Origin of the sequence: Nannocystis punicea, assembly GCF_026965555.1 — a bacterium.
GTDB lineage: Bacteria > Myxococcota_A > Polyangia > Nannocystales > Nannocystaceae > Nannocystis > Nannocystis punicea.
Window position 1 is genome coordinate 10,465,165 of sequence record NZ_CP114040.1, and the last position, 25,143, is coordinate 10,490,307.

The 25,143-nt window shown below is 72.3% G+C and carries 23 protein-coding genes; 11 read left to right on the forward strand and 12 right to left on the reverse strand.

Annotated elements, in window-relative coordinates; all coding sequences use genetic code 11:
* Positions 1–63: 63 nt before the first annotated feature.
* From O0S08_RS40120 to O0S08_RS40130, 3 genes are all read left to right on the forward strand, one after another.
* Positions 64–786 carry a hypothetical protein gene (locus tag O0S08_RS40120; RefSeq protein ID WP_269034774.1) on the forward strand — a complete coding sequence of 241 codons (723 nt, stop codon included), beginning with the start codon at positions 64–66 and terminating at the stop codon, positions 784–786.
* A 135-nt stretch (positions 787–921) separates the two neighbouring features.
* The gene (locus O0S08_RS40125) at positions 922–2,013 is read left to right on the forward strand and encodes a calcium/sodium antiporter (protein WP_269034775.1); all 1,092 of its coding nucleotides are present in this window, start codon (positions 922–924) and stop codon (positions 2,011–2,013) included.
* A gap of 343 nt (positions 2,014–2,356) precedes the next feature.
* Positions 2,357–4,558 (forward strand): OPT family oligopeptide transporter, encoded by a 2,202-nt coding sequence (locus O0S08_RS40130; RefSeq protein ID WP_269034776.1) that lies wholly within the window; start codon positions 2,357–2,359, stop codon positions 4,556–4,558.
* Between the two features lie 22 nt (positions 4,559–4,580).
* On the opposite strand, the gene O0S08_RS40135 is transcribed toward O0S08_RS40130, so the two are convergent.
* Complete coding sequence (locus O0S08_RS40135) at positions 4,581–5,180, reverse strand: CAP domain-containing protein (RefSeq protein WP_269034777.1); 600 nt, start codon at positions 5,178–5,180, stop codon at positions 4,581–4,583.
* 190 nt (positions 5,181–5,370) lie between these two features.
* Positions 5,371–6,153 (reverse strand): hypothetical protein, encoded by a 783-nt coding sequence (locus tag O0S08_RS40140; protein WP_269034778.1) that lies wholly within the window; start codon positions 6,151–6,153, stop codon positions 5,371–5,373.
* Positions 6,154–6,426: 273 nt separating this feature from the next.
* On the opposite strand from O0S08_RS40140, the gene O0S08_RS40145 reads away from it, so the two are divergent.
* Complete coding sequence (locus tag O0S08_RS40145) at positions 6,427–7,164, forward strand: TerB family tellurite resistance protein (RefSeq protein WP_269034779.1); 738 nt, start codon at positions 6,427–6,429, stop codon at positions 7,162–7,164.
* Positions 7,165–7,480: 316 nt separating this feature from the next.
* Here the strand turns inward: O0S08_RS40145 and O0S08_RS40150 are convergent, their stop codons facing one another.
* The 4 genes from O0S08_RS40150 to O0S08_RS40165 all read right to left on the reverse strand — a co-directional run bounded on the left by O0S08_RS40150 (position 7,481) and on the right by O0S08_RS40165 (position 10,842).
* The gene (locus tag O0S08_RS40150; RefSeq protein ID WP_269034780.1) at positions 7,481–8,293 is read right to left on the reverse strand and encodes a hypothetical protein; all 813 of its coding nucleotides are present in this window, start codon (positions 8,291–8,293) and stop codon (positions 7,481–7,483) included.
* A gap of 41 nt (positions 8,294–8,334) precedes the next feature.
* Positions 8,335–8,799: a ferritin family protein gene (locus O0S08_RS40155; RefSeq protein WP_269034781.1), complete on the reverse strand. Its 465-nt coding sequence runs from the start codon at positions 8,797–8,799 to the stop codon at positions 8,335–8,337.
* A gap of 417 nt (positions 8,800–9,216) precedes the next feature.
* Complete coding sequence (locus O0S08_RS40160) at positions 9,217–10,017, reverse strand: class I SAM-dependent methyltransferase (RefSeq protein WP_269034782.1); 801 nt, start codon at positions 10,015–10,017, stop codon at positions 9,217–9,219.
* 99 nt (positions 10,018–10,116) lie between these two features.
* Positions 10,117–10,842, reverse strand: a complete 726-nt coding sequence (locus O0S08_RS40165) for a hypothetical protein (protein WP_269034783.1) — start codon at positions 10,840–10,842, stop codon at positions 10,117–10,119.
* A gap of 612 nt (positions 10,843–11,454) precedes the next feature.
* Here O0S08_RS40165 and O0S08_RS40170 point away from each other — a divergent pair.
* Together O0S08_RS40170 and O0S08_RS40175 are read left to right on the forward strand one after the other, a co-directional pair.
* Positions 11,455–13,167, forward strand: coding sequence for an acyl-CoA dehydrogenase family protein (locus O0S08_RS40170; protein ID WP_269034784.1), 1,713 nt, complete (start codon positions 11,455–11,457; stop codon positions 13,165–13,167).
* A gap of 552 nt (positions 13,168–13,719) precedes the next feature.
* Entirely contained in the window at positions 13,720–14,247 is a 528-nt protein-coding gene (locus tag O0S08_RS40175; RefSeq protein ID WP_269034785.1) for a hypothetical protein, read from the forward strand.
* A 206-nt stretch (positions 14,248–14,453) separates the two neighbouring features.
* On the opposite strand, the gene O0S08_RS40180 is transcribed toward O0S08_RS40175, so the two are convergent.
* Complete coding sequence (locus tag O0S08_RS40180; RefSeq protein ID WP_269034786.1) at positions 14,454–15,899, reverse strand: aminotransferase-like domain-containing protein; 1,446 nt, start codon at positions 15,897–15,899, stop codon at positions 14,454–14,456.
* A gap of 149 nt (positions 15,900–16,048) precedes the next feature.
* On the opposite strand from O0S08_RS40180, the gene yedA reads away from it, so the two are divergent.
* A complete protein-coding gene (yedA, locus tag O0S08_RS40185) occupies positions 16,049–16,993 on the forward strand; it encodes a drug/metabolite exporter YedA (RefSeq protein ID WP_269034787.1) in 945 nt (314 codons plus the stop codon).
* Positions 16,994–17,044: 51 nt separating this feature from the next.
* Here the strand turns inward: yedA and O0S08_RS40190 are convergent, their stop codons facing one another.
* From O0S08_RS40190 to O0S08_RS40205, 4 genes are all read right to left on the reverse strand, one after another.
* The gene (locus O0S08_RS40190; RefSeq protein WP_269034788.1) at positions 17,045–18,295 is read right to left on the reverse strand and encodes a leucine-rich repeat domain-containing protein; all 1,251 of its coding nucleotides are present in this window, start codon (positions 18,293–18,295) and stop codon (positions 17,045–17,047) included.
* Between the two features lie 221 nt (positions 18,296–18,516).
* Positions 18,517–18,924: a hypothetical protein gene (locus tag O0S08_RS40195; protein ID WP_269034789.1), complete on the reverse strand. Its 408-nt coding sequence runs from the start codon at positions 18,922–18,924 to the stop codon at positions 18,517–18,519.
* Positions 18,925–19,284: 360 nt separating this feature from the next.
* Positions 19,285–20,112, reverse strand: a complete 828-nt coding sequence (locus O0S08_RS40200; protein ID WP_269034790.1) for a metal-dependent hydrolase — start codon at positions 20,110–20,112, stop codon at positions 19,285–19,287.
* A gap of 120 nt (positions 20,113–20,232) precedes the next feature.
* The gene (locus O0S08_RS40205; protein ID WP_269034791.1) at positions 20,233–21,615 is read right to left on the reverse strand and encodes an HTTM domain-containing protein; all 1,383 of its coding nucleotides are present in this window, start codon (positions 21,613–21,615) and stop codon (positions 20,233–20,235) included.
* 242 nt (positions 21,616–21,857) lie between these two features.
* Here O0S08_RS40205 and O0S08_RS40210 point away from each other — a divergent pair, with 242 nt between their 5' ends.
* From O0S08_RS40210 to O0S08_RS40225, 4 genes are all read left to right on the forward strand, one after another.
* Entirely contained in the window at positions 21,858–22,262 is a 405-nt protein-coding gene (locus O0S08_RS40210) for a hypothetical protein (protein WP_269034792.1), read from the forward strand.
* 76 nt (positions 22,263–22,338) lie between these two features.
* The gene (locus tag O0S08_RS40215; protein WP_269034793.1) at positions 22,339–22,872 is read left to right on the forward strand and encodes a hypothetical protein; all 534 of its coding nucleotides are present in this window, start codon (positions 22,339–22,341) and stop codon (positions 22,870–22,872) included.
* On the forward strand, positions 22,869–23,855 hold the full coding sequence (locus O0S08_RS40220; protein ID WP_269034794.1) for an HTTM domain-containing protein: 987 nt from the start codon (positions 22,869–22,871) through the stop codon (positions 23,853–23,855). Before O0S08_RS40215 ends, O0S08_RS40220 begins: the two co-directional genes overlap by 4 nt.
* Positions 23,821–24,453, forward strand: coding sequence for a TetR/AcrR family transcriptional regulator (locus tag O0S08_RS40225; protein ID WP_269034795.1), 633 nt, complete (start codon positions 23,821–23,823; stop codon positions 24,451–24,453). The genes O0S08_RS40220 and O0S08_RS40225 overlap by 35 nt, the downstream gene beginning before the upstream one ends.
* Positions 24,454–24,574: 121 nt before the next feature.
* On the opposite strand, the gene O0S08_RS40230 is transcribed toward O0S08_RS40225, so the two are convergent.
* The gene (locus tag O0S08_RS40230; protein ID WP_269034796.1) at positions 24,575–24,925 is read right to left on the reverse strand and encodes a hypothetical protein; all 351 of its coding nucleotides are present in this window, start codon (positions 24,923–24,925) and stop codon (positions 24,575–24,577) included.
* Positions 24,926–25,143: the final 218 nt, after the last annotated feature.

Below are 25,143 nucleotides of genomic sequence, written 5' to 3' on the forward strand. Positions count from 1 at the left end.
GCAGGGCGGTATTTGACAACCTCGCGTCCGCGCTCGTATCGTGCCGGCTGGGGGATCTGCTTCATGTCCAAACGTTCTGCTCTCTCGGGTCATGTCGTAACGCGCAGCTTGATGTTCGCCCTGCCGTGGGCGCTCATGGCCGCGCCCGGGTGCGACGGCGGCGAGCGCAAGTCGATCGCCGAGCAGATCGGCCCGCCGACCAAGAAGGTGTCGGAGCTCAAGCAGGACTCGGGCGTGTCGGAGGAGGAACTGGCGCGCCGCCGCAAGGAGGCCGGCTTCAAGACCAAGGCCGAGATCGACGCCGAGCTGGCGGCCGAGAACGCCAAGGAGATGGAGAAGGTCGAGCGCGAGTGGATCAAGACGCGGCTCAAGGAGTACAAGCAGCTCGACGTCGACACCGGCAAGTTCATCGACGACGTCGAGAAGGAGGCCGGCAAGTGGGCCGCCGCCAAGGACCCGCAGAAGGCCGCCGACAAGGGCATCAAGCCGCTGCAGGACCGCTTCAAGGCGCTGATCAAGCAGATCGACAAGCTGTCGGAGCGCAGCACCAAGGGCGGCAACACCCAGGCCAGCTACAACAAGCTGTTCCGCCCGCTCGAGGAGGTCGTGAACAACCTCGGGCCCGCGATCGCCAGCGAGGCCGCGTTCACCGAGGCCATCAAGAACGCGCGCACCGAGCTCGAGGGCATCAACAAGGCGCTCGAGGAGATCGAGAAGGACGAGACCCTCACCACCAACAAGTTCAAGGAGGGTGAGGGCGACGCCAAGGAAGAGAAGAAGAAGTAAGGGCGAGCGCCGCCGCGCGCCCGCGCGCAATTTCACCGCGACGGCCACGCGGCGCCCCGCCATCGCTCTCAGACCCGCGCGCAGACGCCTACGAGCGGCGAACGGCGGTTCGGTCGCGTATCCTCCCGGCCACCGATGTCCGCCGTCACCGTCGCGCTGTTCGTCCTCGGCCTCGTCCTCCTCGTCGTCGGCGCCGAGCTGCTGGTGGGCGGCGCTGCCCGCCTGGCCGCGCGCCTCGGCATCTCGCCGCTGGTCATCGGCCTCACCGTCGTCGCCTTCGGCACCTCCGCGCCGGAGCTCGCCGTCTCGATCAGCGCGGCGCTGTCGGGCGACGGCGGCGCCGACGTGGCCATCGGCAACGTCGTCGGCAGCAACATCTTCAACGTGCTGTTCATCCTCGGCGTGTCGGCCCTGATCGCGCCGCTGCTGGTCCAGCGCCAGCTGGTCCGCTTCGACGTGCCGCTGATGATCGTCGCCAGCGCCGCCTGCTGGTTGATGGCCCTCGACGGCACGATCGGCCGCGTCGACGGCGTCATCCTGTTCGTCTCCCTGCTGGCTTACACGTTCATGCTGCTGCGGATCGCCAGGCGCGACGGCCAGAGCGGCGACGAGGAGGTCCCGCTGGCCCAGCCGGGCAGCGCGACCGCGAAGCTGCCTGTCCAATTGGCCATGGTGGTCGGAGGCCTCGCCATGCTGGTGATCGGCTCGCGCTGGCTGGTCGACGGCGCGGTCGCGTTCGCCCGCCTGTTCGGCGTCAGCGAGCTCGTCATCGGCTTGACGATCGTCGCCGCCGGCACCTCGCTGCCCGAGGTCGCGACCTCGGTGCTCGCCGCCATCCGCGGCCAACGCGACATCGCCGTCGGCAACGTCGTCGGCAGCAACATCTTCAACGTCTTCTGCGTCCTCGGCATCAGCGCCGCGATCGCCCCGAACGGCGTCACAGTCGCTCCGGCCGCGCTGGCGTTCGACATCCCGGTGATGACCGCGGTGGCGATCTCGTGCCTGCCCCTGTTCATCACCGGCGGCGGCCTGGCCCGCTGGGAGGGCGCGCTGTTCCTGTTCTACTACGTCGCGTACACGGCCTACCTGGTCCTGGCGTCGCTGCAGCACGAGGCGCTGGCGACCTACGGCATGGCGATGCGCTACGTCGCCTTGCCGCTGACCGCGATCACGCTGCTGCTCGGCCTCGTGCTCGAGCTGAAGCAGCGGCGCGCCAAAACGGCGTGAAGCGTCGATGCGCCGCGCGGTCGTCCACGAGTACTGCGACCAGATCCGCGACGGCACGCACGAGCCGCTGCTGCGCGCCCCCTCCTCTCGCCGCCGGGAGAGTCCCCGCCCGCCGAAGTGCGGTCCCGGTCAAGATCTCGCGCGGACCTGGCTGCCCGCACCGTCGGGCGATCCCACTGGACGACCCTGCTGGTTCACTCCGAGCGGATGATCGGGTCGATGTGCTCCGGCAGCGACCGCCGTCACTGGTTGGTCGAGTCGGGCCTCGCGGTCGGCGAACCGCCGCCGTGCCCGCCGCGGCTCCACACGTGACCGCTGGGCGCGGATGGGCTACCGTCGCCGCGTGTCTGCCGGCGAAGCCCTCCCGATCCCCGTCCCGCCCGACCGCGACCCGCCCGAATTGACGCGCGGGCCGCTGCTGCTCGGCGTCCTGCTCGGGATCGTGTTCGGCGCCTCGTCGATCTACCTCACCCTCAAGGTCGGCCTCACAGTCTCGGCCTCGATCCCCGTCGCGGTGCTGGCGATTACGGTCCTGCGCGCGCTCAGCCGCGCGCTCGGGACCCGCCGCGCCACCATCCTCGAGAACAACACGGTGCAGACGGCCGGCTCGGCCGGCGAGTCGATCGCGTTCGGCGTCGGCGTCACCATGCCCGCGCTGATGATCCTCGGCTACGACATGGACATCGGCCGCGTCATGCTGGTGGCGATCCTCGGCAGCATCCTCGGCGTGCTGCTGTTCTCGCCGATGCGCCGGCCGATGATGGCCGACAAGACGCTGGCGTTCCCCGAGGGCACCGCCTGCGCCGAGGTGCTGAAGGTCGGCGAGCGCGGCGGGGCGACCGCGCGGACCGTGTTCACCGGCTTCTTCGTCGGCCTGTTCTACAAGCTGGCGATGGCGGGCGCGCACCTGTGGAAGGAGGTGCCGATGTGGGTCTCGGGCGGGACGAAGACGGTGGTGACGCCGCAGGGCACGCTCACCGTGAACACGCCGGGGGTCCTGCCGGGCGGCTCGGTGGGCGCCGAGATCTCACCGGAGCTGCTCGGGGTCGGCTACATCGTCGGCCTGCGCGTCGGCGGGATCATGCTCGGCGGCGGCGTGCTGTCGTACCTGGTGCTGATCCCGATGATCAAGTTCTTCGGCAGCGCCAGCCCCGACGCGCTGGTGTTCCCGGCCACCAAGCCGATCGCGTCGATGGGCATCGACGACATCCGCAACGCCTACGTGCTCTACATCGGCGCCGGCGCGGTCGCGGCCGGCGGCATCATCAGCATGGCGCGCTCGCTGCCGACCATCGTCTCGTCGCTGCGCGCCGGGCTGTCCTCGCTCGGCGCCGACAAGGGCAAGACCGAGGTGGTCCGCACCGAGCGCGAGCTGTCGATGAAGACGGTGCTGCTCGGCGCGCTGGCGGTGATCACCGCGATCAGCCTGTCGCCGTTCTTCCCGGTCGGCTTCCTCGGCGCGCTGCTGATGGGCCTGTTCGCGTTCCTGTTCGTGACCGTGTCGGGTCGCCTGACCGGCGAGATCGGCTCGTCGTCGAACCCGATCTCCGGCATGACGGTGGCCACCCTGCTGCTGACCTGCCTGATCTTCCTCGCCGCCGACTGGGTCGGGGCCGAGCACCGCCTCGGCGCGCTCACCATCGCCGGCGTCGTCTGCGTGGCGGCCAGCGTCGGCGGGACCACCGCCCAGTCGCTCAAGACCGGCGCGCTGATCGGCGCGACCCCGCGGCGGCAGCAGATCACGATGATCCTCGGCTCGGCCACCTCGGCGCTGGTGATCGGCTTCACCCTGCTGCTGCTCAACAACGCCAGCACCGTCTTCACCCTCGAGCACGAGGCCGTCGGCGTGCTCGCGCCCGCCGACGTGCCGCTCGGCCCGGCCGAGCCGCTGCGCGGGCCGGAGGCGCTGAACGATTCGGCCAGCTACCGCGTGCTGCAGCTGCCCAAGCCGCGCGAGGGGATCCCGGCCGGCAAGTACCTGGTCGACGAGGCAGGCAAGATCAAGTACCTGGTCGACCCCGGCATCAACGGTCGGGTCAAGAAGCGCGACGACGGCACGCCGGTGGTCAAGTACGACGCGCCGAAGGCCAGCCTGATGGCGCTCATCACCGACGGCATCCTCACCCAGCAGCTGCCGTGGGTGCTCGTCATCCTCGGGGTGATGATCGCGGTCACGCTCGAGCTGGCCAGCGTCAGCGCCCTGCCGTTCGCCGTCGGCGTGTACCTGCCGATCTCCGCCAGCGCGCCGATCTTCATCGGCGGCCTGGTGCGTCACTTCGCCGACCGCGCGCGCACGCGCCGGCGCGTCGCCGTGGGCCTGGCCGCCGAGAGCGAGCTCGAGGCCGAGTCGAGCCCGGGCGTGCTGATGTCGAGCGGCCTCATCGCCGGCGGGGCGATCGCCGGCATCGGCCTGGCCCTGCTGGCGCTCGCGCCCTCGGTGCAGCACGCGATCAACTTCGGCGAGACCGCCGAGCTCGGCGACCTGGGTTCGCTGATCCCGTTCGGCCTCCTGATCGCCGGGCTGGTGCTGATCGCGCGCCGCTGACATCGCGGCGCGCCCGCGCGGGTCAGTAGGGCCGCTGACCCCAGATGTTGCCGGGTGGGTCGTAGTTGCAGACCCACACCTCCTGGTCGTCGCAGCTGGCCATGCCGCAGCCGAGGCGCTCGCTGTCGGCCCACACGACCTGCGTGTAGTGGCCGCACACGCCGCTGCAGGTGTTGGCGATCGCGTCGTAGTCCGCGACCTCGACGGCCCAGCTGTCGACGACGTCCTGGGCGGTCGGCATGTAGCCCCAGCTGCTGAAGATGTTCTCGCCGTACTTCTGCGCGTCGGGCCCCTGGTACGGCCGGTGCTGCATCACGCAGCCCATCGCGGCCAGCTTGTCGGCCCACTCCTGGGCGAAGGCGGCGACCTCCGGCGACCAGGTGAGCGGAGCGATGCCCAGCTCGGCTCGCACCGCGTTGTGGGCGGCGGTGAGCCCCGCCAGCCGACCCGGCTCGGGGTCGGACCGCGGGGCGATCGGCGCGTCGATCGCGGCGATGTCTTCACATGTCTCGAAGGACATGTCTCCCTGGCAAGCCGCTACGAGCGCCAGCAGACCGGCGGTGACGGTGCCGGCGGCGCGGCGCGCGGCGGACGGGTGACTCGGGACGATGACCGTGGACATGAGGAGCGAGCGTGTCTCGAGCACCACCCGCGACTCGAGGACACTGCGGAGCCCGCCGACGTCCGGCGCACGCGCGGACCCGCCGACGCCCCGCGCGAGGTCGACCGTGGCGAGGCGCGCACGTCGACGTCGAGCGGCGCTGCGACCGTCACCGCCGAGCCGCGCGTGGACTGTCGCAGGGCGCCCCGGGTCACACGGGGAGTTGATAGCGCCAGTGCGACAGCGGATCGCGGCGGATGAACACGTGCATCCCGCCCTCGCCGGCCGCGAGGCTGAAGATCGATCGGTCGACGCTCCACTCGTAGCCGAGAGTGGACACGTCGACATGAATCAAGAGCCATGTCGGATAGGGCAGCCGCCACAGGAAGTCGCGCACGAACGCGGTGAGGCTGTCGAACTTGCCGGCGTAGACCGGGAGGGCCTCGTCGATCCCGTCGTCGCCGAAGCGGGCCCGCAGGAGCGCGCGCACCTGCTCGGCCTGCTGCGCCTCGCCCGGGTCGCCGTCGTCGCCGAGGCGGAAGGCGTACAGCGTGCCCTGGCGCTCGACGGTCCAGAAGTGCCGCTGCAGGTGCATGTCGAGGCCGATCCCCGCGAGGTCGGTGCGCGGGTGGATCCGCCCGGAGAAGCCGAGCGCGCCGCGGGCGAACGCGTCGAAGTCGGTGTAGGCCCCGAAGTACGTGCCCACGTAGGAGAACGGCCGCGCCGCCTCCGGTACGCCGGGATCGGGCGGCCGCGCCAGCCGGGTGCCGCGCCGCAGCACCCGCGCGTTGCTGAGCTCGCGGTGATGACTGCGAAAGCGGTCGACGAGCGCGTCGACCTCGTCGAAGAGCCGCGCGACGTCCGGGTCGCTGTCGCTGAGCGCCGCGCGCTGCAGCGACGCGACCGCGGTCTTGACGAGCTCCTGGGCGAAGCCCGCGGTGGTGATCCGGACGTCGCGGGTGATCTCGTGTCGAGTCCGCTGCCTGAAGTCCATGACGTAGCCTCGCCCGCACCATACCCGAGCTCGGCATGTCCCCACAAGTCCCCTCTGGTCTCGGCGCGTCCCCGTCAGTCCCCATGCGTCCCGGCCCGCGAGTGTCATCAAGAAGGCCCGCTCAGGGGCCCTGTTTCCCGGCCGTCCGCGCCGCTGCGCGAAACCACTTCTCTTTCGGGGGCGAAGGCGGATATGATGGTGGGTCGCTCGTGGGCTCGCCGGCGCCCGCACGTTCGGGGTGACGCACCGGGCGAAGCTGGCTAACGTGGGCCCGTGGCGCTCACCGACGAACAAGCGTGGACTCTGACCTCGGCCGGCCTCGTCGCGCTGGCCGACGGCGTGCTCAAGGGCGGCGAGGCGGCGCGGATCCTGGGGCTGGCGAACGAGCAGCTGGCGCGCGAGGACCAGGACGCGTGGATCGATCGGTTCGCCGACAGGGCGGCGCTGTGGGACCACGCCCGCGGCTTGCCGCGACCGCCGGCCGAGCGGACACCCGACATCCTGCGCAGCGCGTGGTCGATCGCGCTGGTCGACGGGGAAGGCAGCGCCGAGGAGGCCGCGGTGCTGGACCGCGTCGGCGAGCTGCTCGGCGTCGACGGCGAGCAGCTGAAGGGCTGGCGCAAGACCTGGACCGCGCAGGCGAACGAGCTGGCGCAGTACGTGGCCGCGTTCGCGGCGATGATGCTGCACCGCCGCGCCGACGCGGCCCGCGAGCCGATGCAGCCGATCGACGACGCCGGCCGGGCCGAGTACGGCGCCCTGCTGGCTCGCCTGCCGCTCAGCGAGCCGCGCCGCAAACGGGCGCTGCGCCTGCTCGACCAGGCGCCCACCCTCGACGAGCTCGGCGGCGCCCTGCAGCTCGCCGAGCCCGAGCGCCGCGGCCAGGCGCTCGACGAGATCGCCCGCCTGATCCGCGGCAGCGACCACGTCGCCGTCGGCCGCCAGCTGTTCCTCGCCCTCGCCGCGCGCATGGCCGTCCCCGAGGACGTGGCCCGCGTGATCCTCGGCTGAGGCCGGCCGCTCTCGCGGTCGATCTCCGCTTCACGGCGCCGAGGCGTGGCGACGGTCGACATATTGGCATGTCTCGTAAGACATGCTCTATCGAGCATGTTGATTCAGACATTCGCCTCGGGACATGCTCCTTCAGACACGTACTTCGCCCGCGGCCTGATCGCCTGCCCCGAAGGGCAGGCCGTCTCGCGCAGGCTCACCGTCGTCCGCATGTCTCGACAAGACATGAGCGATCGAGCCTGCCGACAGGGCACGCGCTCTCGTGGACGTGCGTGGCGCGCGACCTGCTCGACCGCCTCGAAGTCGTCCTCGCGAGTTACTGCTGGAAGCAGCTCTGCGGCGGCGCCACGTCCTCGGGGTCGAGGCCGGGGCACTGGCAGATCCCGTAGCCCTCGCCCCGGTGGGCGCCGCAGACGAGCCCCGCCTCGCAGTCCTCGTGGCGGGCGCAGATGCTCCCGGGCGGGCCGTCGCTCGGGTAGGGCCAGTGGCGGCAGTCGTAGCCGTCGGGGAATTCGCAGCACGCCAGCGCCCGCACCTCGGACGGCGAGCAGGCCCAGCAGCTGCCCTCGGCGTAGCCGATCGCCTCGCCCTCGCCGTCGCACCAGATGTCGATGTCGGCAGAGGTGCACACGCCCGGGCCGTCTTCGGTGCCGCGCAGGCATAGGCCGTTGCACGGCGGGTCTTCCGGCCGGCCGCAGGCCGTCGCGCCGAGGCCGGCGCAGTCGAGGTCGGTCCAGTCGTCGAACCGCGGGGTCGCGTCGGGGGCGAAGTTGATCGGCGGCAGCGGCGGCGCCGGCTCGGGGAACGGGACCTCGCAGACCGCGTGCTGGAGCCCCCCGCTGGTCGAGCTCTGCGAGTCCGCGGTGGTGGTGAGCGGCCCGCTGGTGGCGCTCGTGGTCTCCTCCGGGCTCGTCGCCACGCTCGTGCTCGGGACGGCGCTCGTGGTCGTGCTCGCGCCCTCGCTCTCGCTCCCCGGCGCCTCGGTGCTGGCGGCCGGGCCCGACGTGTCGCTCGTGGTCGTGGTCTGCTCGCCGGTGCTGCCGGTGTCGGCCTTTTGCGGGACACAGGCCGGGAGCAGACAGGCGAGCGCGATCAGCGGAGATGACAGCTCAATCCATCGTAAGTGCATGCACTCACGATGGACCAGGCCGCCGCCCGCGTCCAGCGGCCTCAGATCATCGGCCGGTTGGGCGCGGCGGGCAGGGCCTCGAGCATCGTCTCGAGGCGGATCAGGTGGTCCTGCGAGTGGTCGAGCAAGATCTGGAGCTCCTGCACGACCTCGCTCGCCAGCAGCGGGTCGGCCAGGATCTTGGCGTAGCCCTCGTAGCCGACCACCTCGCCGCGGTGCAGCACCCGCAGCGGGACCTCGTCGTTGACGATCGAGGCCAGCCCCTCGAGGCTGGTCGCCAGCGAGCCCCACGCGCCCGAGCTGTCCGGCTCGACCCCGCCGTGCTGGCGGATGATCGCCCCGAGACGCCGTACGGCGCTGACGTGGTCCTCCCGCAGCTGGCGCAACGCGCCCTCTTCCGTCTGGCCGGCGAACTTCTGCAGCGCGCGGTCGTAAGCTTCGATCGCGGACAACTCGCCGCGGTATTGCGACAGCAGCGAGTCCATGAGCGGCTTGGGTAGTGCCATGGCGCGTCCTCCGAACGCAACCGTGACCGACGACATCGAGCTGTCAAGCCGGCCGCGCGGCGCCCCCTGCGCGGCCAGCGGACGCGGCCGTGGCGGCGACGACTGGCGCGGCGTGTCATCTGTCTTTTCGAGCATGCCCATGAGGACATGCCTTCAAAGACACTCTCGTTCGTGAACGCCCCGCGCGTGGCCGCGCCGAGCCGACCGCGTCACGTCGGCGAGTGGCCGGGCGGTCGCGGCGGCGTCACACTGGACGGGATGGAGGCGCTCGTGGCCATGCTCCTGTTGCCGCTGCTGCTGGTGGCGCCGCTGGGCGAGGCGCTCGAGCGGCGGCGCGACCGGCTGCAGGACCGGGAGATCGAGCGGGCCTGGGGCCAGACCTGGATGCGGGTGCACGGGCCGCGGGTGGCGGCCGGCTCAGAGCGCCGCGGGCTTTACGAAGCGGACCACGAAGCGGTCGGCCGTGCCGCGCTTCCCCGCCGCCGCCGCGGCCGACGGCGCCGCGTTCCAGTCGCGCGGGTCGTCCGGGTTGCGGAGAAATTCCGCCGACCCCGCGCGCTCGAAGCCCGCCTGTAGCACCTCGTCGATCACCATCGACTCCTCGACGCGGTGGAGCGACTCGGCCTCGCTGGCGCCCGCGCCCGCGCCCGCGCTGTGATCGACGAGGACGTAGAAGCCGCCGGGGCGCAGGGCGGCGAAGATCGCCCGGTTCATGCGCGCGCGGTCGGTGCCCATCCAGTAGGTGTCGTGATAGAAGAGCACGTTGATCACGCCGTCGAGGTCCGTCGCCTCGGGCGGCAGCGGGTCGTCGAACTCGCGGTCGACGCGGACCACGTTGCGCAGCTCCGGCGTCTTCAGCCGCTCGGTCCAGGCGGGCTCCAGGAACCGCTCGCGGACGAACTTGTTGTTCTGCGCGTACACCACGCCGTCAGGCCCGACTGCGCGGGCCAGCAGGAACGTCGTGTAGCCGCGGCCAGCCCCGAGGTCGGCGAGCCGCATCCCGGGGCGCAGGGCCAAGAATCGCAGCAGCTCCTCCGGCTTGCGCCCGGGGTCGAGCTCCCGCTCCGCCGCCGGCCTGGCCGGGTCTTCGACGATCGCCCGGATCGCCGCCTCGTCGAGCCCGGGGCCCGCGTCGGGTGCGCTGACCACGGCCGGCTCGGCTGCCGGTCGACAGGCGGTCAGCGCGAGGATGAGGAGCGCGGCGCGACGGCGGGACATCGCGCGCAACCTAGCACCGAGGGCGCGGGCCGTCACATTGTCGGCGTCCGCCGCGGTCCCGGCCCCGAAGCGGGGTTCGGCGAACCCCGCCCGCGCAGCTCACAGCGGGACCGGGACGCCGCGCAGCCACAGATCGGCGAGGCGGTCGTCGTGCATCACGGGGGTGACGAAGTAGCCCTTCGGCCGCGAGTCGGCGATCGCCTGCGCCGACACCAGCGGCTCGTCGGTCACGACCTGTTCGCCGGTGTAGGAAGCGTGGACCAGGCGGACCTCGGCGCCGTCGACCACGGCGAAGCCGATGTGATTGGCGAGGCCGATGATGTAGAGGCCGTCGCCGAGCCCGGCGATCTTCGCGGCCAGAGCCTCGGCGGGGACGCTGAAGTAGCGGTGGAGGTCGGCCGGCGCCGGAGCCAGCGCCTTCTGCACCGTCAGCGCCGGCGCCTGCGCGTACTTGTAGCGGCTCGAGAGCTCGAGGCCGGCGTTCTCGAGCACCGCGGCGACGAAGTAACCGCACGCGACCGTCTGGCCCGGCGCGTGCGGCCGATTCGCAGTGCTGTTCTTGCCGAGCCCCCACGGCATGCCGAGCCAGGCCGGGAACACCTCCCGCACCACCGTGTCGCGGAAGTACTTGCGCGCCTCGGCGCGAATCTCCGCGCGCTTCGCCGGGTCCGTGGTGGCCGCATAACGCCGGCCGAGCCGGGCCCGCTCGCCGGCGATCGCCGCCAGAGTGTTCTCAAAAGCGGGCCGCGGGGCCTCGACCGCCGCGGCCTCCCCCGCGCCCGCGGCGAGCCCGCTGTCGGCGGGGCAACCTGCCCAAAAGGACATGGCCGCGGCGACAGCGAGGAGGAGGCCGGCGAGCCGAAGCGAGCGACGGGCCGGCGCGCCCGCCGCATTTGTCCGAACGGACATGTCCGATGCGACAGGTACATAGCTGGCGAGCGGGGGCTGGCGACGGCCCGGCCAACTTGTCCGCAAGGACATGTCCGATGCGACAGAGACAGAGCCAGCGAGCCACGGCTGGCGACGGCCCGGCCAACTTGTCCGCAAGGACATGTCCGATGCGACAGAGACAGAGCCGGAGAGCGGGGGCTGGCGACGGCCCGGCCAACTTGTCCGAAAGGACATGTCCGATCCGACAGAGGCAGGGGCGAGTCGGGACGGGCGACGGGCGGGCGCGCGCACGACTCGGCAACGCGTGAGCCGGGTCCCCGCATTCCTGGCGTCGGCGTCCGCGCGCGGGGTCTGCCGCGGTCGCGCACGGCCGTGCCCCTCCTCCGACCCCGCGAGTGGACTGCCGGCAGGCCGTGTGGCGGCTCGCGCCCGCTCGCGGTCTCCCCCTCGTCCGTTGACGCCCCGCCCCGAAGACGTCCCGATGTCCGCGAGGTCTCACGCCCGGCGGGATCCCGCGCGGGGGCGCGGACGTGCGAAGCTCCGCGCGTGCCCGGTTTGCCCGTCTGGACCCGCCTCTGCCCTGTCGACGTGTTGCGTCACCCGGTCCTCGCCGGCGTCGCCGAGCTGCTGGCCGCTCCGGACGTGCAGGCCTCGCTGCACGAGGGCCAGCGCGCGGGCGCCTATCCGGCCGAGATCGTCGCCGCGCTGCGGCGGATCGGCGTGGCCCGCCTCTACACCGACGAGGCCGAGGTGTTCCACCTCTGCGGCCTCAACGCGATCGCGGCCGCCGTCGACGGCTCGCTGGCGATCACCCTCGGCGTCAACGCCCTCGCCCTGCTACCCGTGCACCTCGGCGCCGGCCCCGAGCTACGCAGCCGAATTTTTACAAAAATCAACGACGGCGCGTTCGCGGCGATGCTGCTGACCGAGCTCGACCACGGCTCGAACCTGCTGCGCAACGAGGCCGCCGCGGCCCCGCACCCCGACGGCGGCTTCCGCCTGACCGGCGAGAAGCACCTGATCAACGGCGCCACGCACCACGACGTCCTGGTCGCGCTGATGCGGACCGCCCGCGGCGGTGCGGTCGCGTTCGGCGACTTCTCGGTGTTCTGCGTCGACCGCGACGACAGCGTCGAGGCCCTGCCTCGCTGGTCGACCCTGCCGGCGCGGGCCGCCGACATCGCCGGGGTCCGGTTCCACGGCACACATGTCCCCGAGGACAGCCTGATCGGCAAGCTCGGCGACGGCTTCAGCCTGGTCCAGCGCACCCTCACCCTGTCGCGCGGCGGGATCAGCGGGCTCGCGTCCGGCTGCGCCTCGGGGGCGCTGGCGCTGGCGCTGGCCTACGCCCACACCCGCGACGTCTACGGCGCGCCGATCGTCGGCCTCGACCCGATCGCCGACCACCTCGTCGCCCACGCCGAGCTCGACCTCGCCGCCGCGGCGATGGCGGTGAAGGCGGCGGTGGCCGCCAACGCGCTCGGGATCGGCGCGGCGGTCTACACCGCCGCGGCCAAGCTGGCCTGCTGCGCGCTGGCCGAGGAGGCGGTCGAGCAGGGCCGGCGCGTCGTCTCCAGCCGGGCCCTGCTCGCCGATCGGCCTTATGAGAAGTTCGTCCGCGACGTCACCCTCTACGGCGTGTTCGACGGCACCAGCCACCTGATGCTGAACGACCTCAGCCTGCGCCTGCCGCAGCTCGTCAAGTCGCGCGACGACGTCGAGCCGACGCTGCCGCGCGTGGCCGCGATGTTCGCCGCGCCCGTGCGCCCGCTTGCGGCCCTCGGCGACGCCCGGGCGCCGGTCCGCCACCTCGACCTCCCGGCCCACGCGCGCGCCCTCGAGGCGATCGACGGCGGCGTCGGCTTCACCGCCTTCGTCGCCCTCGCCGACGCCCTCGTCGCCCTCGGCCGCCGCCTGCGCGGGCACAAGGCGTGGCACGACCAGGGCGTCCGCTTCGCCCTCGCCGAGGCCCTGGCCTGGCTCGAGTGCGCGTTCGCCCTGGTCGAGCTGGCCGACCCGCCGCGCCGGGAGGCCGTCGGCGCGCCCGCCTTGCCTTCGGGACAGCCTGTCCCCGGGGACATCCTCGTCGGCGCCCTCGCCCGCCTCGGCCTGCGCGCCCGCGCCCGCCTGCTGGAGGTCGCCGCGGCCGCCGAGCTGCCTGTCCCTGCGGACATGTCCCAGGTCGAGCGCGACCTCGTGTCCGCCCGCGCCGCCGCCCGCCCGGGCGCGCGCGCGTGGGTGCGCGCGCAGCTGCCCTGAGAGACAGGTCGAGATCGACCGCGAGGTCGGCCACGCCGCCCCGCGCGCAGCTGCCCTCAGAGACAGGCCGTGCGCGCGACCGAGGGTCGGCCTCGGCGTCGGCCCGCGAGCAGCTGCCCTGAGAGACAGGCCCGCGACGGGCCTCTCGTCCGCCCGCGCCGCCGCCCGTCGGGCGCGCGTGAGAGCGCGCAGCTGCCTCGAGGACAGGCGCCGCTCGGCCTCCTGGTCTCCCGCCGGGGGACCCTCGCTACCGGCAGCTGCGACGGGTGACTCGCCCCTCGCCCGTGTTAGCGTCGCCGCGGCGAGACCCCGGATGACCTATCGACTCGAGCGCGAGCTGGCGACCGACACCGCGATCGGCCAGCTGCGATTGTCCCCCGACGGCGAGCGGCTGGCGCTGCTCACCAGCGACAAGAACAACAGCGTGCGCCTGCTGCGGACCGGCGACCTCGCGCCGGTGCCGGCGCCGCGGTTCATCCGCAACGACCTCGACTTCGCCGGCGACGGCGCGCTGTTCGTCGCCGGTACCACAGCTCGAGCACGTCGAGGTGCTTGTGGAGCGCGAGCCAGCGGCCGTCGGGGGCCGCGGACAGCGCCCAGCTGTGGTTCACCAGCCGCGTCTCCGGCCCGCTCTTCCTGCAGACGATCGACCTCGATCCGCAGGGGTGGAACCTGCAGCCGACGCCGCAGCAGCCGCTGCCGGCCGTGTTCGTGTACAGCCCCGTGCGCACCGCTCCGCGCGGCCTGATCGCCGTGAGCGACGCGCTCGGCGACCTCGTGCTGCTCGAGTGGGGCGTGTGGTCGCCGCGCCCGCTCGGCCTGCGCGCGCTGTGGGGCGAGCGCCTGCCGGAAGAGCTGGTCGTCGCGTCCGACTGCAGCCACGTCGCAGTCGTCGCCCGCGACCCCGACAACCGCCTGCGCCTCCGCGCGGCCGCGCTGGCCGGCGACGGCGAGCCGTTCTCGTTCCGCCCCGAGAGCCCGGCCAGCGGCCTCGCGGTCGCCCTCACGGCCGACGGCGCCCGCCTGGCCGTCGCCACCCGCACCGCGCCGAGCGTCCTCTACATGTTCGTACGGACATGACCTTCACGGCATGTTCTTAAAAACATGCCTGAAGATCCTCACCCTCGAGCCGGCTGTGGACCCGGCCGCCGGCGACCTGGCAGTCGCCCTCGCGGCCTGCGGAACCGCCTGGCCGTCGCCACCCGCGCCGAGCGTCCTCTACAGGGTCACCCAGGACATGACCTTCACATCATGTCCCATAAAACATTCTCCAAAGAACATGCCCATCAAGCCAGCTCGGGCCCCGGCCGCTCGGCGACCTCGCGGGCGAGCCGGCCGAGCGTGCGGACCGCGTGGGCCAGCAGGTCGGACCACGGGTAGCCGCAGCTCATGCGGATGCAGTTGGCGAACCGCGGCTTGGCGGAGAAGATCGGCCCGGGGGCGACGCTGATGCTGTGGGCCAGCGCGCGGGCGTGCAGCTCGAGCGCGGACGTCCCTGGCGGCAGCTCGACCCACAGCACGAAGCCGCCGGCCGGGCGCGACACCCGGGTGCCGGCCGGGAAGTGCTCGGCGATCGCGGCGCTGACCTGCTCGACCTGGGCCTGCAGCTTGCGCCGCATCGCCCGCAAGTGGTGCTCGTAGCCGCCGTTCTCGACGAAGTCGGCGATCGCCAGCTGCGGCAGCGTCGGCGTCGCCACGCTGTTGGCGAACTTGAGCTGCTCGACCTGGTCGCGGAACCGGCCGGGCATCACGTAGCCGACGCGGTAGCCGGGCGCCAGGGTCTTGGTGAACGACGAGCACAGCATCACCAGGCCGGCCTCGTCGAACGCCTTGGCCGGGCGCGGCATCGTCGGCCCGAAGTACAGCTCGCCGTAGATGTCGTCCTCGATCAGCGGGATGTCGCGGCGCGCCAGCATCTCGACCAGGCGCTGCTTGGCGGCGTCGCTCATCGACGCCCCGAGCGGCTGGCTGACCACCGGCAGGGTCAGCACCGCCTTGATCTTGTGGACCGCGAGCGCCTCCTCGAGCGCGTCGAGGTCGATCCCGGTGCCCGGCTGGCACGGGATCTCGAGCGCGCGGATCCGCAGGCCCTCCATCAGCTGCAGCAGGCCGAAGTACAGCGGGCTCTCGATCGCCACGGTGTCGCCCGGCTGGGCCACCACGCGCAGGCACAGGCCGAGCGCCTCCATCGCCCCGACGGTGGTCACCACGTCGTCGGCGGTGACCGTGCAGCCGCGTTCGACCGCGCGGCGGGCGATCTGTCGCCGCAGCGCCGGGCAGCCCGGCGGCGGATCGTAGGCCACGCCGACCGCCCCGGAGGCGCGGGCGATCCGCGCCAGGGTGCCGTTGAGGCGGTCGGTCGGCAGCAGCTCCGGGCTCGGCGTGGCCGCCCCGAACGGCACGATGTGCGGGTCGCGAGCGGCGCCGTAGACCTTGGCCACCAGGCTCGCCACCGACACCTTCGACGCCGTCGTCGACGTCCGCGGCGCTCGCGGCTCGGGTAACGTCGCGCAGCGCCGGCGCACGTAGTGGCCCGACTGCGGCCGCGCCTCGATCAGGCCGCTGCCCTCGAGGTGCTGGTAGGCCTGGATCACCGTCGACACGCTGACGCCCTGCTGCTTGCTCAGGCGCCGCACCGACGGCACGCGGTCGCCGGGGCGCAGCGCCCCGCGCTCGATCAGCCCGGCCACGTGGGCGGCCACCCGCTCGTAGAGCAACGACTGCGCGTCCACGACACCAGCCTACCCCGACGCGGCGGGTGCGACCAGCACAGCCCGGCGGGGGCGCGACCGGCACAGTTGCAGCGAACCGGAACTGTACTGGTACCATCGCGGCCTTTCTGCATCTGTTACGGTCGGGGTCGCCGGCCCATGCTGTGGCCATGGCTTCCCATTCCGGCGTCTGGATCGCCCCGCCCGTGCGGATCGCCTGGGACCGGGCCGCCGCCGCCGCGGCCCGACCCGCGCGCGCGAGGCCCCCGCTGCTGATCGTCGCGGCGATGCTGGCGGTGTACTTCCTGTGGGGCTCGACCTACCTGGCGATCCGCGTCGCCCTCGAGACCATCCCGCCGTTCTCGCTCGGCGCCGCGCGGTTCCTGATCGCCGGCGGCGTGCTCTACGCCGGGCTGCGCCTGCTCGGCGTGCCGCGGCCGACCGCCGCCGAGTGGCGGACCTCGTTCCTCACCGGCGCGCTGCTGTTCGTGGCCGGCAACGGCTTCGTGGTGCTCGGAGAGCAGTGGGTCAGCTCCGGCCTGGTCGCGCTGGTGGTCGGCACCATGCCGCTGTGGGCCGCCCTGTTCGGGCGCGCCGCCGGCCAGCCGCCGACCGTGCGCGAGTGGCTGGGCCTCGGCCTCGGCTTCGTCGGCGTCGCCGTCCTGCAGCTCGGCGGCGAGCTGGCCGGCGCCGGCCTCGGCGCCCTGCTGGTCCTGCTCGCGCCGGTCTGCTGGGCGCTCGGCGTCGTGCTCGGCCGCACCCGCCCGCTGCCGGCCGGGCCGATGGCCGCGGCCTCGCAGATGCTCGCCGGCGGCCTGATGATGGCGGTCCTGGCCGCGCTGCTGGGCGAGTCTCCGGCTGTCCCTTCGGCCAGGTCGATCGCCGCGGTCGCCCACCTGGTGATCAGCGGCTCGCTGATCGGCTTCACCGCCTACGGCTACCTGCTGCGCCGCACCCGCCCCGCCGTCGCCAACAGCTACGCCTACGTCAACCCGGTCGTCGCCATCGTCCTCGGCGCCGCCCTGGCCGGCGAATCGGTCGGCCCGCTCACCTGGCTGGCCACAGCGGTGATCCTGTCCGGCGTGGTCGTGATCGGCCTCGGCGGCAAGCGCTGAGCCTGTCCCTTCGCCCATGTCTTTTCCGACATGGCCGAAGAGGCGCTCGCGTCACGGCAAGACGCACTGCTGCCCGCCCGGGCACTCCAACAGCCCGTCGGCGAACACCCACGCCCCGGTGGCGGTGCAGAACGCCGGCAGCGCGGCCGCCAGGGAGTCGGCCGACAGCGGGTTGCCGGTCATGTGCACCTCGAGGCACTCGTCGGGGTTGTCGGTCGCGTCCCAGCCGGACCCGACCAGCGGGTCGGCCTCGACGATCTGGTTGTCGGACAGGAGCATGATGGTCGGCGTGGGGAAGCTCGCGACCGGGGTGAGGTCGGAGATCAGCGCGCTCTCGGCGTGGAAGGAGTGGATCGGCAGGCCCGTGAGCGGCTCGAGGTCGTCCACGTCGGTGTGGTGGATGCTCAAGCGCTCGAGCGCCTTCATGCCCGCCAGCGGGCCGAGGTCGGCCACGGCGGTCCCGGAGATGTCGAGCTGATCCAGCCCGGTCAGGCCGGCCAGCGGCTCGACGTCGAGGTAATCGCAGCCCGGGGCGATCAGCTTGCGCAGGCCGGTCAGGCCCGCGAGCGGCGCCAGCGTGGCCACCGCGGTGTCGCTGATGTCCAGGATGTCGAGCGCGCCCAGCCCGGCGAGCGGCCCGAGGTCGGCGACGTCCGTGCCGGAGACGTTCAAGATCTCGAGCGCCGCCAATCCAGCGAGCGGCCCCAGGTCGACGACGTTCGTGGCGTGAAGGCCGAGGTCGCGCAGCCCCGTGAGCCCCGCGAGCGGCCCTAGGTCGGTGACCTTGTTCCCCAGCAGCTCGACCCGCTCGAGCGTCGCCAGCCCCGCGAGCGGCCCGAGGTCGCCGACCTCGTGCCACACCAGCTCGAGCATCCGCAGGCCCGTGGCGCACTCGAGACCGGTGAGGTCGACGATGGTCATCGCGCCGCCGGTGAACTCCTTCAGCCCGGCCACGTCCGCGCCGAGCAGCGGTCCGTCCGGCTGTTGCAAGAGCTCGCGCACCCGGAACTCGAGGGCCGGGTCGGGGAACTCCACCTCCGCGCAATCGACCGGGACGTCGGTCGTCGAATCCTTGGTCGTCGACGACTCCGTCGAATCACTCGCGGCCGTCACGCTCTCGGTGGCCGCCGGCCCCGTGCTCGTGCCCGGCTCCGTCGGCGCCGGCCCGCCGCTGCTCGTGGGCGACGTGCTCGACGCGGGGTCGGTCGGCGCCGAATCGCTGCTGTCGTCCGTCGACGTCGCATCGGTGTCGCCCTTCTCGCCGGGGCAAGCGGCGAAGAGCAGCACCCACCCGGCGGCCATGAAACTAATTTGAAAGCTCGACATGCCGGGGACGATAGGAACCCCGGACGACGGGTGTCAACCGACCGCGAGGGGCAACGATCTGTCCCAAAGAACATACTGGATCGGGCCTGGGCCGGCGCCGCGGCCCGCCGGCGCCGCCGAGACCGCGGCTCGCCGGGGTCGCTCGACCGACACGTCCGAAGAGACCTGTCCTTCGAGACACTCGATGCCGCGCGGCCTCAGACCCGCGGCCCGTCGTAGACCTGGACGACCACGCGGATGTGGCCCGAGTTGTCCTCGTGGTTGCTGTCCCAGTAGTAGAAGCTGAGAGTCCCCTCGGTCAGGATCGTCATGCTCAGGTGGGTGCCGACGCCGAAGAACGTGCTCCCGCCGTCGAGGCTGCCGACCAGGGCGCCGAACAGGAACGACTGCGCGCCGCGGCTGTGCAGCCCGTAATCGCCGCCGAGCGGGTTGCCGAGGCCGTTCGCGTTCGAGGTGCGGTCGGCGACCCCGGCGCTCCACGTCTGTGCGGGGTCGACGTTGACGAGCAACAGCTGCCCCGGCGACAGCGCGATCCCGGTGTCGAGCGCCGCTCCGCCCGAGATGCTGTGCGTCCTGGCGTCGACCATGAAACTGCTGTGCGCCATGCTCCTCGACCTCCCACGATCTCGCGGCTTCGTGAGCCGGGACCTCGCGGCCGTCCAGCGAGCTGCCCGCGCCTCGCCCGGCGAACCGCGAACGCCCGCGCAGGGAGGCCCGCGAGCAGGACGCGCGCATTCGTGCCCTCGGCGTGCGCGATTGCCGCGACGCACGGATCGGCACGCTCCTGGGCGTCGATGGAAATGACCCAAAGGCCAGGTAGCGAGCAACCGAGGTCCTGTCGTCGACGACGCTCGCATCGCGCCGCCGGACCGCCGGCGCCGCGCGGACCGCCGGCGCTGTCGTGCGCGTCGGTCCTCGCGGACGCGCCTCGGGTCGCGCCGCTCACCGCGGAGCGGTCGTCGCCGTCACGCCGCTTCTTCCGCCAGCATCTGGAAGCTGCGGCGGGCCAGCTCGAGGTTGTCGTTGTCCCACGGGTGGAAGCTCGGCCGCAGGTACTCGCGCAGCCCGCGGAGGAACACCCGGCGGACGATCGGCTCGCGCTGCTGCGTCGCCCGCAGCTGGCGGAGGCCCTCGCGCAGGCCGAGGCCCTTCTCCTGGCGCAGCAGCATCGTCGCGCCCGCGACCCAGAACGCCCCCAGCAGCGTGGTCGCCAGCGCCATCCCGGCCATCCGCAGCGCGTAGCTCGGGTGCACCTGCTTGAGCACGTCGAAGGCCACCGCCTTGTGCTCGATCTCCTCGGCCGCGTGCCAGCGGAGCAGCCGCTGCATCTTCGGGTGCACCATCTCGAGCGTGCCCTGGTGGCCCAGCGCCCCCTCGGCCATGATCGCGGTGTAGTGCTCGAGCGCCGCGGTCACCGACAGCCGCAGCGCCGGCGGGCTGACGCGCTCGATGAAGTCGAACGCCACCCGCTTGTACACCCGCAGGAACGTGTCGATGTCGTAGCCCTGGCCGCGCAGCGTCTCGAACACGCGCTCGTGTTCGTGGGCGTGGCGGCCCTCCTGGCCGAAGAACCCGCGGATCTGCTCGCGCAGCGTCGGGTCGTCGATCTCGCCCATGTAGTGGCGGACCGCCCGCACGAAGAAGCGCTCGCCCATCGGGAAGATCAGGTGCAGCGCGTTGCCGATCGCCGTCGACACCGGCAGCCCCGCCATCCAGTAGCGCGGCATGTCGTCGAGGTCGAAGTCCATCGCTCGCGGCTTGATGGGTCCCAGGTCGGCGGGGGCGTGTTGCATCGAGATCCTCCTCTACCCGATCGAGCCTAGCGTCTATTGAATCATAGTCAATAGACCTCCGAACGCGCCTGTGGCGGGTGTTTCGGGCCCCCGTCACGGGCTGCGCGCGAAATCGCCCGGTCAGCGGTCGAAGAACTCGTGGACGATCCACGGGCACGGCAGCAGCGACGGCTCGACGCGCGCCAGGTCGACGGTCGGGTCGATCAGCGGCTGCGGCGTGCGCCCGTTGAGCGACACCAGGGCGACCACGCGGACCTCGATCGCCGCGTGGCCGCGGGCGCGCAGGTCGTCGGCGAGGAAGCGGGCGTACTGCAGGATCATCTCCGGCCGTCCGCTCATCTCCCCGCGCTGCCAGCCGCGGAGGCGGCCGGCCAGGTCGATCTTCCACGTCGCGCCGAGCTCGGGGTCGGTGGCGAAGAAGCGGACGTAGCCGTCCTTGTCGCGCAGCTTCATGCGCCACGCGAACTTGTGGCCCTCCTCCGTCCACGCGACGTCGCCGGGGTAGAGCCAGTGGCGCAGCGGGAACAGCAGCTGCCAGCCGACGTAGATCGCCAGGGCCGCGAGCGTCGCCCGCTGCGCGCGACCGAGCCGCGCCGGCGGCCGGGCGAGGAGCGGCGGCGGCGAGGCGGGGGCGCCGACGCGGGCGGCGGCGCGGTTCCACAGGCGGCGCGGCCAGTCGGGCTCGAAGAAGATCGTGGTGGCCGCGATCATCACCCACGGGAAGATGCCGATCGAGAACACCGCCGCGTTGATCAGGTGGAAGCACAGCGCCAGCACGTACGCGAGCGCGCGGGTCGGTCGCCACAGCAGCGCCGGCACCACCAGCAGGTCGAACACCAGGCCGCCGTAGCTGAAGAAGTACGGCGCCCACCACTCGCGCAGGAGCGGCCCGGCGATCGGCAGCTCCTCGCCCTGGACCAGCCACATCCGCATCGGCTCGCCGCGCAGCCAGTCCGGGTTCAGCTTGGCCAGCCCGGCGTAGAAGTACGGGATCCCGATCTGCGCCCGCACCAGCCACAGCGCCCACGTCGGGGCCGCGTCGTCGCGCAGCCGCGGCCGCAGCCAGGCGTCGACCGAGGCGGCGCGGTGGGCGGGGACGAAGATCATCAAGAAGCTGATCAGCGCGATCAGATAGATGTGATTGAGGTAGAGCGCCTGCTCGATCAGGAACACGTAGGAGATCCCGACGAAGAACAGCGCGGCGGCCAGGCGGTAGCACAGGCCGATCGTGACGCACAGCGCCGCCAACCCGAGCCCGCCGAACACCACGTACATGCCGTCGCCGGCGAGCGGCCGCACCCAGTCGAGGCCGAAGAACGTGAAGTGGAACTCCGGCTCGACGTAGTGCTCGCCGATATCGGGCATGTCGTTCCACACCTCGACGAGCATCAAGAGGCCGAACAGCAGGCGGAAGGCCGCAAGCGACGCGATGTCGACGGTGGCGAACAGCCGGCGCGCCAGCGAGGCGCGCGACGCGACGGACGAGGCAGCGGACGTGGGCATGGCCGGCGGGATAGCGCCGATCGCCGGCGATGCAGTCCGCCCGCTCCTCGCCCGCTCACGCGTCCGCGCGAACGCCCGCGCGGGCGCGGGCCTGGGCCCGGCGGGGCCGCCACGCGGGCGGACGTCGGGTGAATGGCCGCTCGCCGGGTGCCATGATTCTCGACTGAGCTCGCTTGATGCCCTCCTCGACCCGAAGCATAGACGCGTCTCGCCACTGGCCAATGGCGTGGTGGAGGAGTGACATGCGAATGAGAATCACCGAGTACACCTGGATTCATACCACCATCTTCGCGCTCGCGACCGCGTTCGTGACGAGCGCGTGCGACGAGGCGGATGCGATCGACGAGGAGGACCTGGCCGTCGAGGCGGCCGACGAGGAGAAGCCGAGGTCGACCAAGGTCGACGACCAAGCGGTCGACGACCAAGCGGTCGACGAGCTGACGGAGGAGGACGAGGACGAGGAGTCGGACGAGGCGGTCCGCGCCGACGAGGAACGTCGCCGCGACGGCTGGGGCCGACGCCGCCGCGACGGCTGGGGTCGTCACGACGACGACGGCTGGGGCCGACGCCGCCGCGACGGCTGGGGTCGTCACGACGACGACGGCTGGGGCCGTCGGCGCGACGGCTGGGGCCGCAGACACTGGTGAGTGACGCCCGACGGCCGGCCGCGGGCCCGCGACCTTCGCGTCGCCGCGCGGCCGGCCGCCGCCCCCGGAGTCGCCCATGACCCTCCGACGTCGCATCTCGCTGCTCTCGGCCGCTGCGCTTCACCTCGTGCTCGTCGTATTCGGCGGGCTCGGCATCTGCTTGTGGGAGGTCGAGGCGCTCGGACCGCTCGGGCCCCTCTTTACGTATTACAGCGCGCTGACCGGGGCCGACTCCGGCTACGGCTTCTACGCGCCCTCGGTCGGCGACCCGCCGACGATCACCCTGACGATCGTCGACGACGCCGGCCACGCGATCGCCGACACCCTCGCGCCGCACCTCACCCGCGAGGCCGACATCCGCGTCGAGGACCTCATCGAATTGTTCCACCACCGCCGCGCCGACGACGAGCTGCGCGCGCAGCTGGCCGCCTCGTGGGCCGCGACCCTGTTCTGGCGCCACCCGCAGGCCCGCAGCGTCACGATCGACATGGGCTTCCGCCGCGTGCCCTCGCTGGTCGACGCGGCCCGCGGCAAGGCGACCCGCTGGCGCTCGGTCTACCGCGCTCGCGTCGTCCGCCCGGCTCGCCCCGACGCCGGAGGTGCATCATGAAAGCCCGTCTGATCGCCGCCCTCCGCGCGATCGATCGCTTCTTCTTCGCCCCGGCGCGTCCGGCTCCGCTGGTGGCCCTGCGGATCGGCCTGGCCGCGGTGCTGCTGGCCCAGGCGCTGCAGATCGCGCCGCTGTTCCGCGCGCTCTATCACCACCGCGGTCTGCTCCGCGGCCCGCTCAAGGACGCGTTCGGGTCGCAGCACCTGCCGTCGCTCGGCGAGCTGCTGGCGTCGCCGTTCGAGACGCAGCTGCTCGCCGCCCTCGGCGCCGTCTACGTCGCCGGCCTGGTCGGCATGCTGCTCGGCTGGCGCACCCGCCTGTGCACCGGCGCCGCCTGGCTGCTGCACCTCGGGTTCATGCACCTGGCCCCGCACACCAATTACGGCGCCGACCACTTCGCCAACATCTTCCTGTTCTATTCGACGGTCGCCCCCGGCGGCGCCTTCCTGTCGCTCGATCGGCGGGCCGGCCGCGCCAGCGACGTCCCGACCGCGGGCACGCGCCTGGCGATCCGGGTGATGCAGATCCACCTCTGCATCGCCTACTTGCTGTCCGGCACGGAGAAGGCGATGGGCCACCAGTGGCACGACGGCGAGGCGATCTGGCGCTCGCTCGTGGCGCAGGGCTACGAGCTGCTCGACTTCACCTGGCTGGCCCACGTCCCGTGGCTGGCCGTCGCGTCGGGCTGGCTGGTGCTGGTGGTCGAGATCGGCTACGCGGTGCTCATCTGGCCGGCCCGCACCCGCCGGTGGTGGGTCGCCGCGGTGGCGGCGATGCACGCCGGCATCGGGGTCTTCATGGGGCTCCACGTGTTCGCGGGGATCATGATCGTCCTGACCGTGGCGATGTTCGGGGTCAGCGCGGAGCCCGCTGTGACCGTCGTGAAACAATGCAGCACGGATCACGACTTCTTGTCCGCGTCGGCCGCGACTTCGGGTACGGTGGCCCGTGGCCAAGGCGCCCCGTCGCAGCGAACCGGATGAGGCGCGCGAACGCGCGCGCCTGCAAGTCGACGAACGTCGGGCCCAGCTGGTCGAGCTGGGCCTGCGCCTGTTCAGCGAGCGCAGCTACGACGAGCTCTCGATCGACGATATCGCCACCGCGGCCGGCATCTCCAAGGGCCTGCTCTATCACTACTTCTCGAGCAAGCGCGACTTCTACGCCGCGACCGTGCGCAGCGCCGCCGAGTCGCTGCTGGCCCGCACCGACCCCGCCGGCGACGGCCCCGACCCCGAGGCGCTGCTGGCCGCGCTCGACCAGTACCTGCTGTTCGCCGAGGAGCACGCCAGCGCCTACGTCGCGCTGATGCGCAGCGGCGTCGGCCACGACGCCGAGGTCGCGGCGATCGTCGAGGACACCCGCGCGCGCTTCGTCGCCCGCCTCGCCGCCCGCCTCGGCCTGGCCGACCTGACCCCGCGCGTGCGCCTGGCCCTGCGCGGGTGGGTCGGCTTCGTCGAGGGCTCGAGCCTCGACTGGCTGGCGCGGCGCGACCTCCCGCGCGAGGAGCTGCGCGACCTGCTGGCGCAGATGCTGGTCGGCACTTTGATGGCGGTCGACGCCAACCCGCCGGCGGCCGCGTGAATCGCCGGGCGACCATGCTCATTCGCGAATAGACGCAGGCCCGACGGAGGCGAGCCTCCGCCGGACCTGCCGCGCGAGCGCGACGCTGGTCGTCTCGGTCACGCTCGCCGCATCGGTCGCCTCAATCGCGCTCGCCGAAGCACACGTCCTCGAGGCCGCCGCGGCCGCGACAGTGCCTGCGGGCGCGTCGCTCGCAGAAGTCGCGGTTGCCGCGGATGCGGATCCGGTCGGTCACACGGCGATAGCGATGGCCGCGCTCGCAAAGCGCCAGGCAATAGCCGCGCGCGTGATAGTCGTCGTCGTCGTAGCACTCCCAGAGATCGTTCTCGCTGGGGTCGACCTCGTCGGTAAATTCGACGTCGTCGACCGAGACGTCGTCCGCCGCTGTCACCTCGTCCGCGAGCTCCTCGACCGGCTGCTCCGGCGCGGCCAGAGCGGCCCACGCGCTGAACAATGCGTTGAAGATCATCATGACACCTGTCTCCTCTCACTATCGAATGTTCGTCCCCACGCGCATGACGTGGCCCCCGCGCGCCCAATGCGACGGGTGCTGGGAACCATGAGCCCGGTCCCGCGGGCCGTCGAGCGGGCTCTGCCGCGAAATTATGGGCCGGGCGGGCCGCCCGCGGCGGACGGACGGCAGTATGTCGATATGTCCCTCAGGACATCTATGATGAAAAGCGCGGGTCC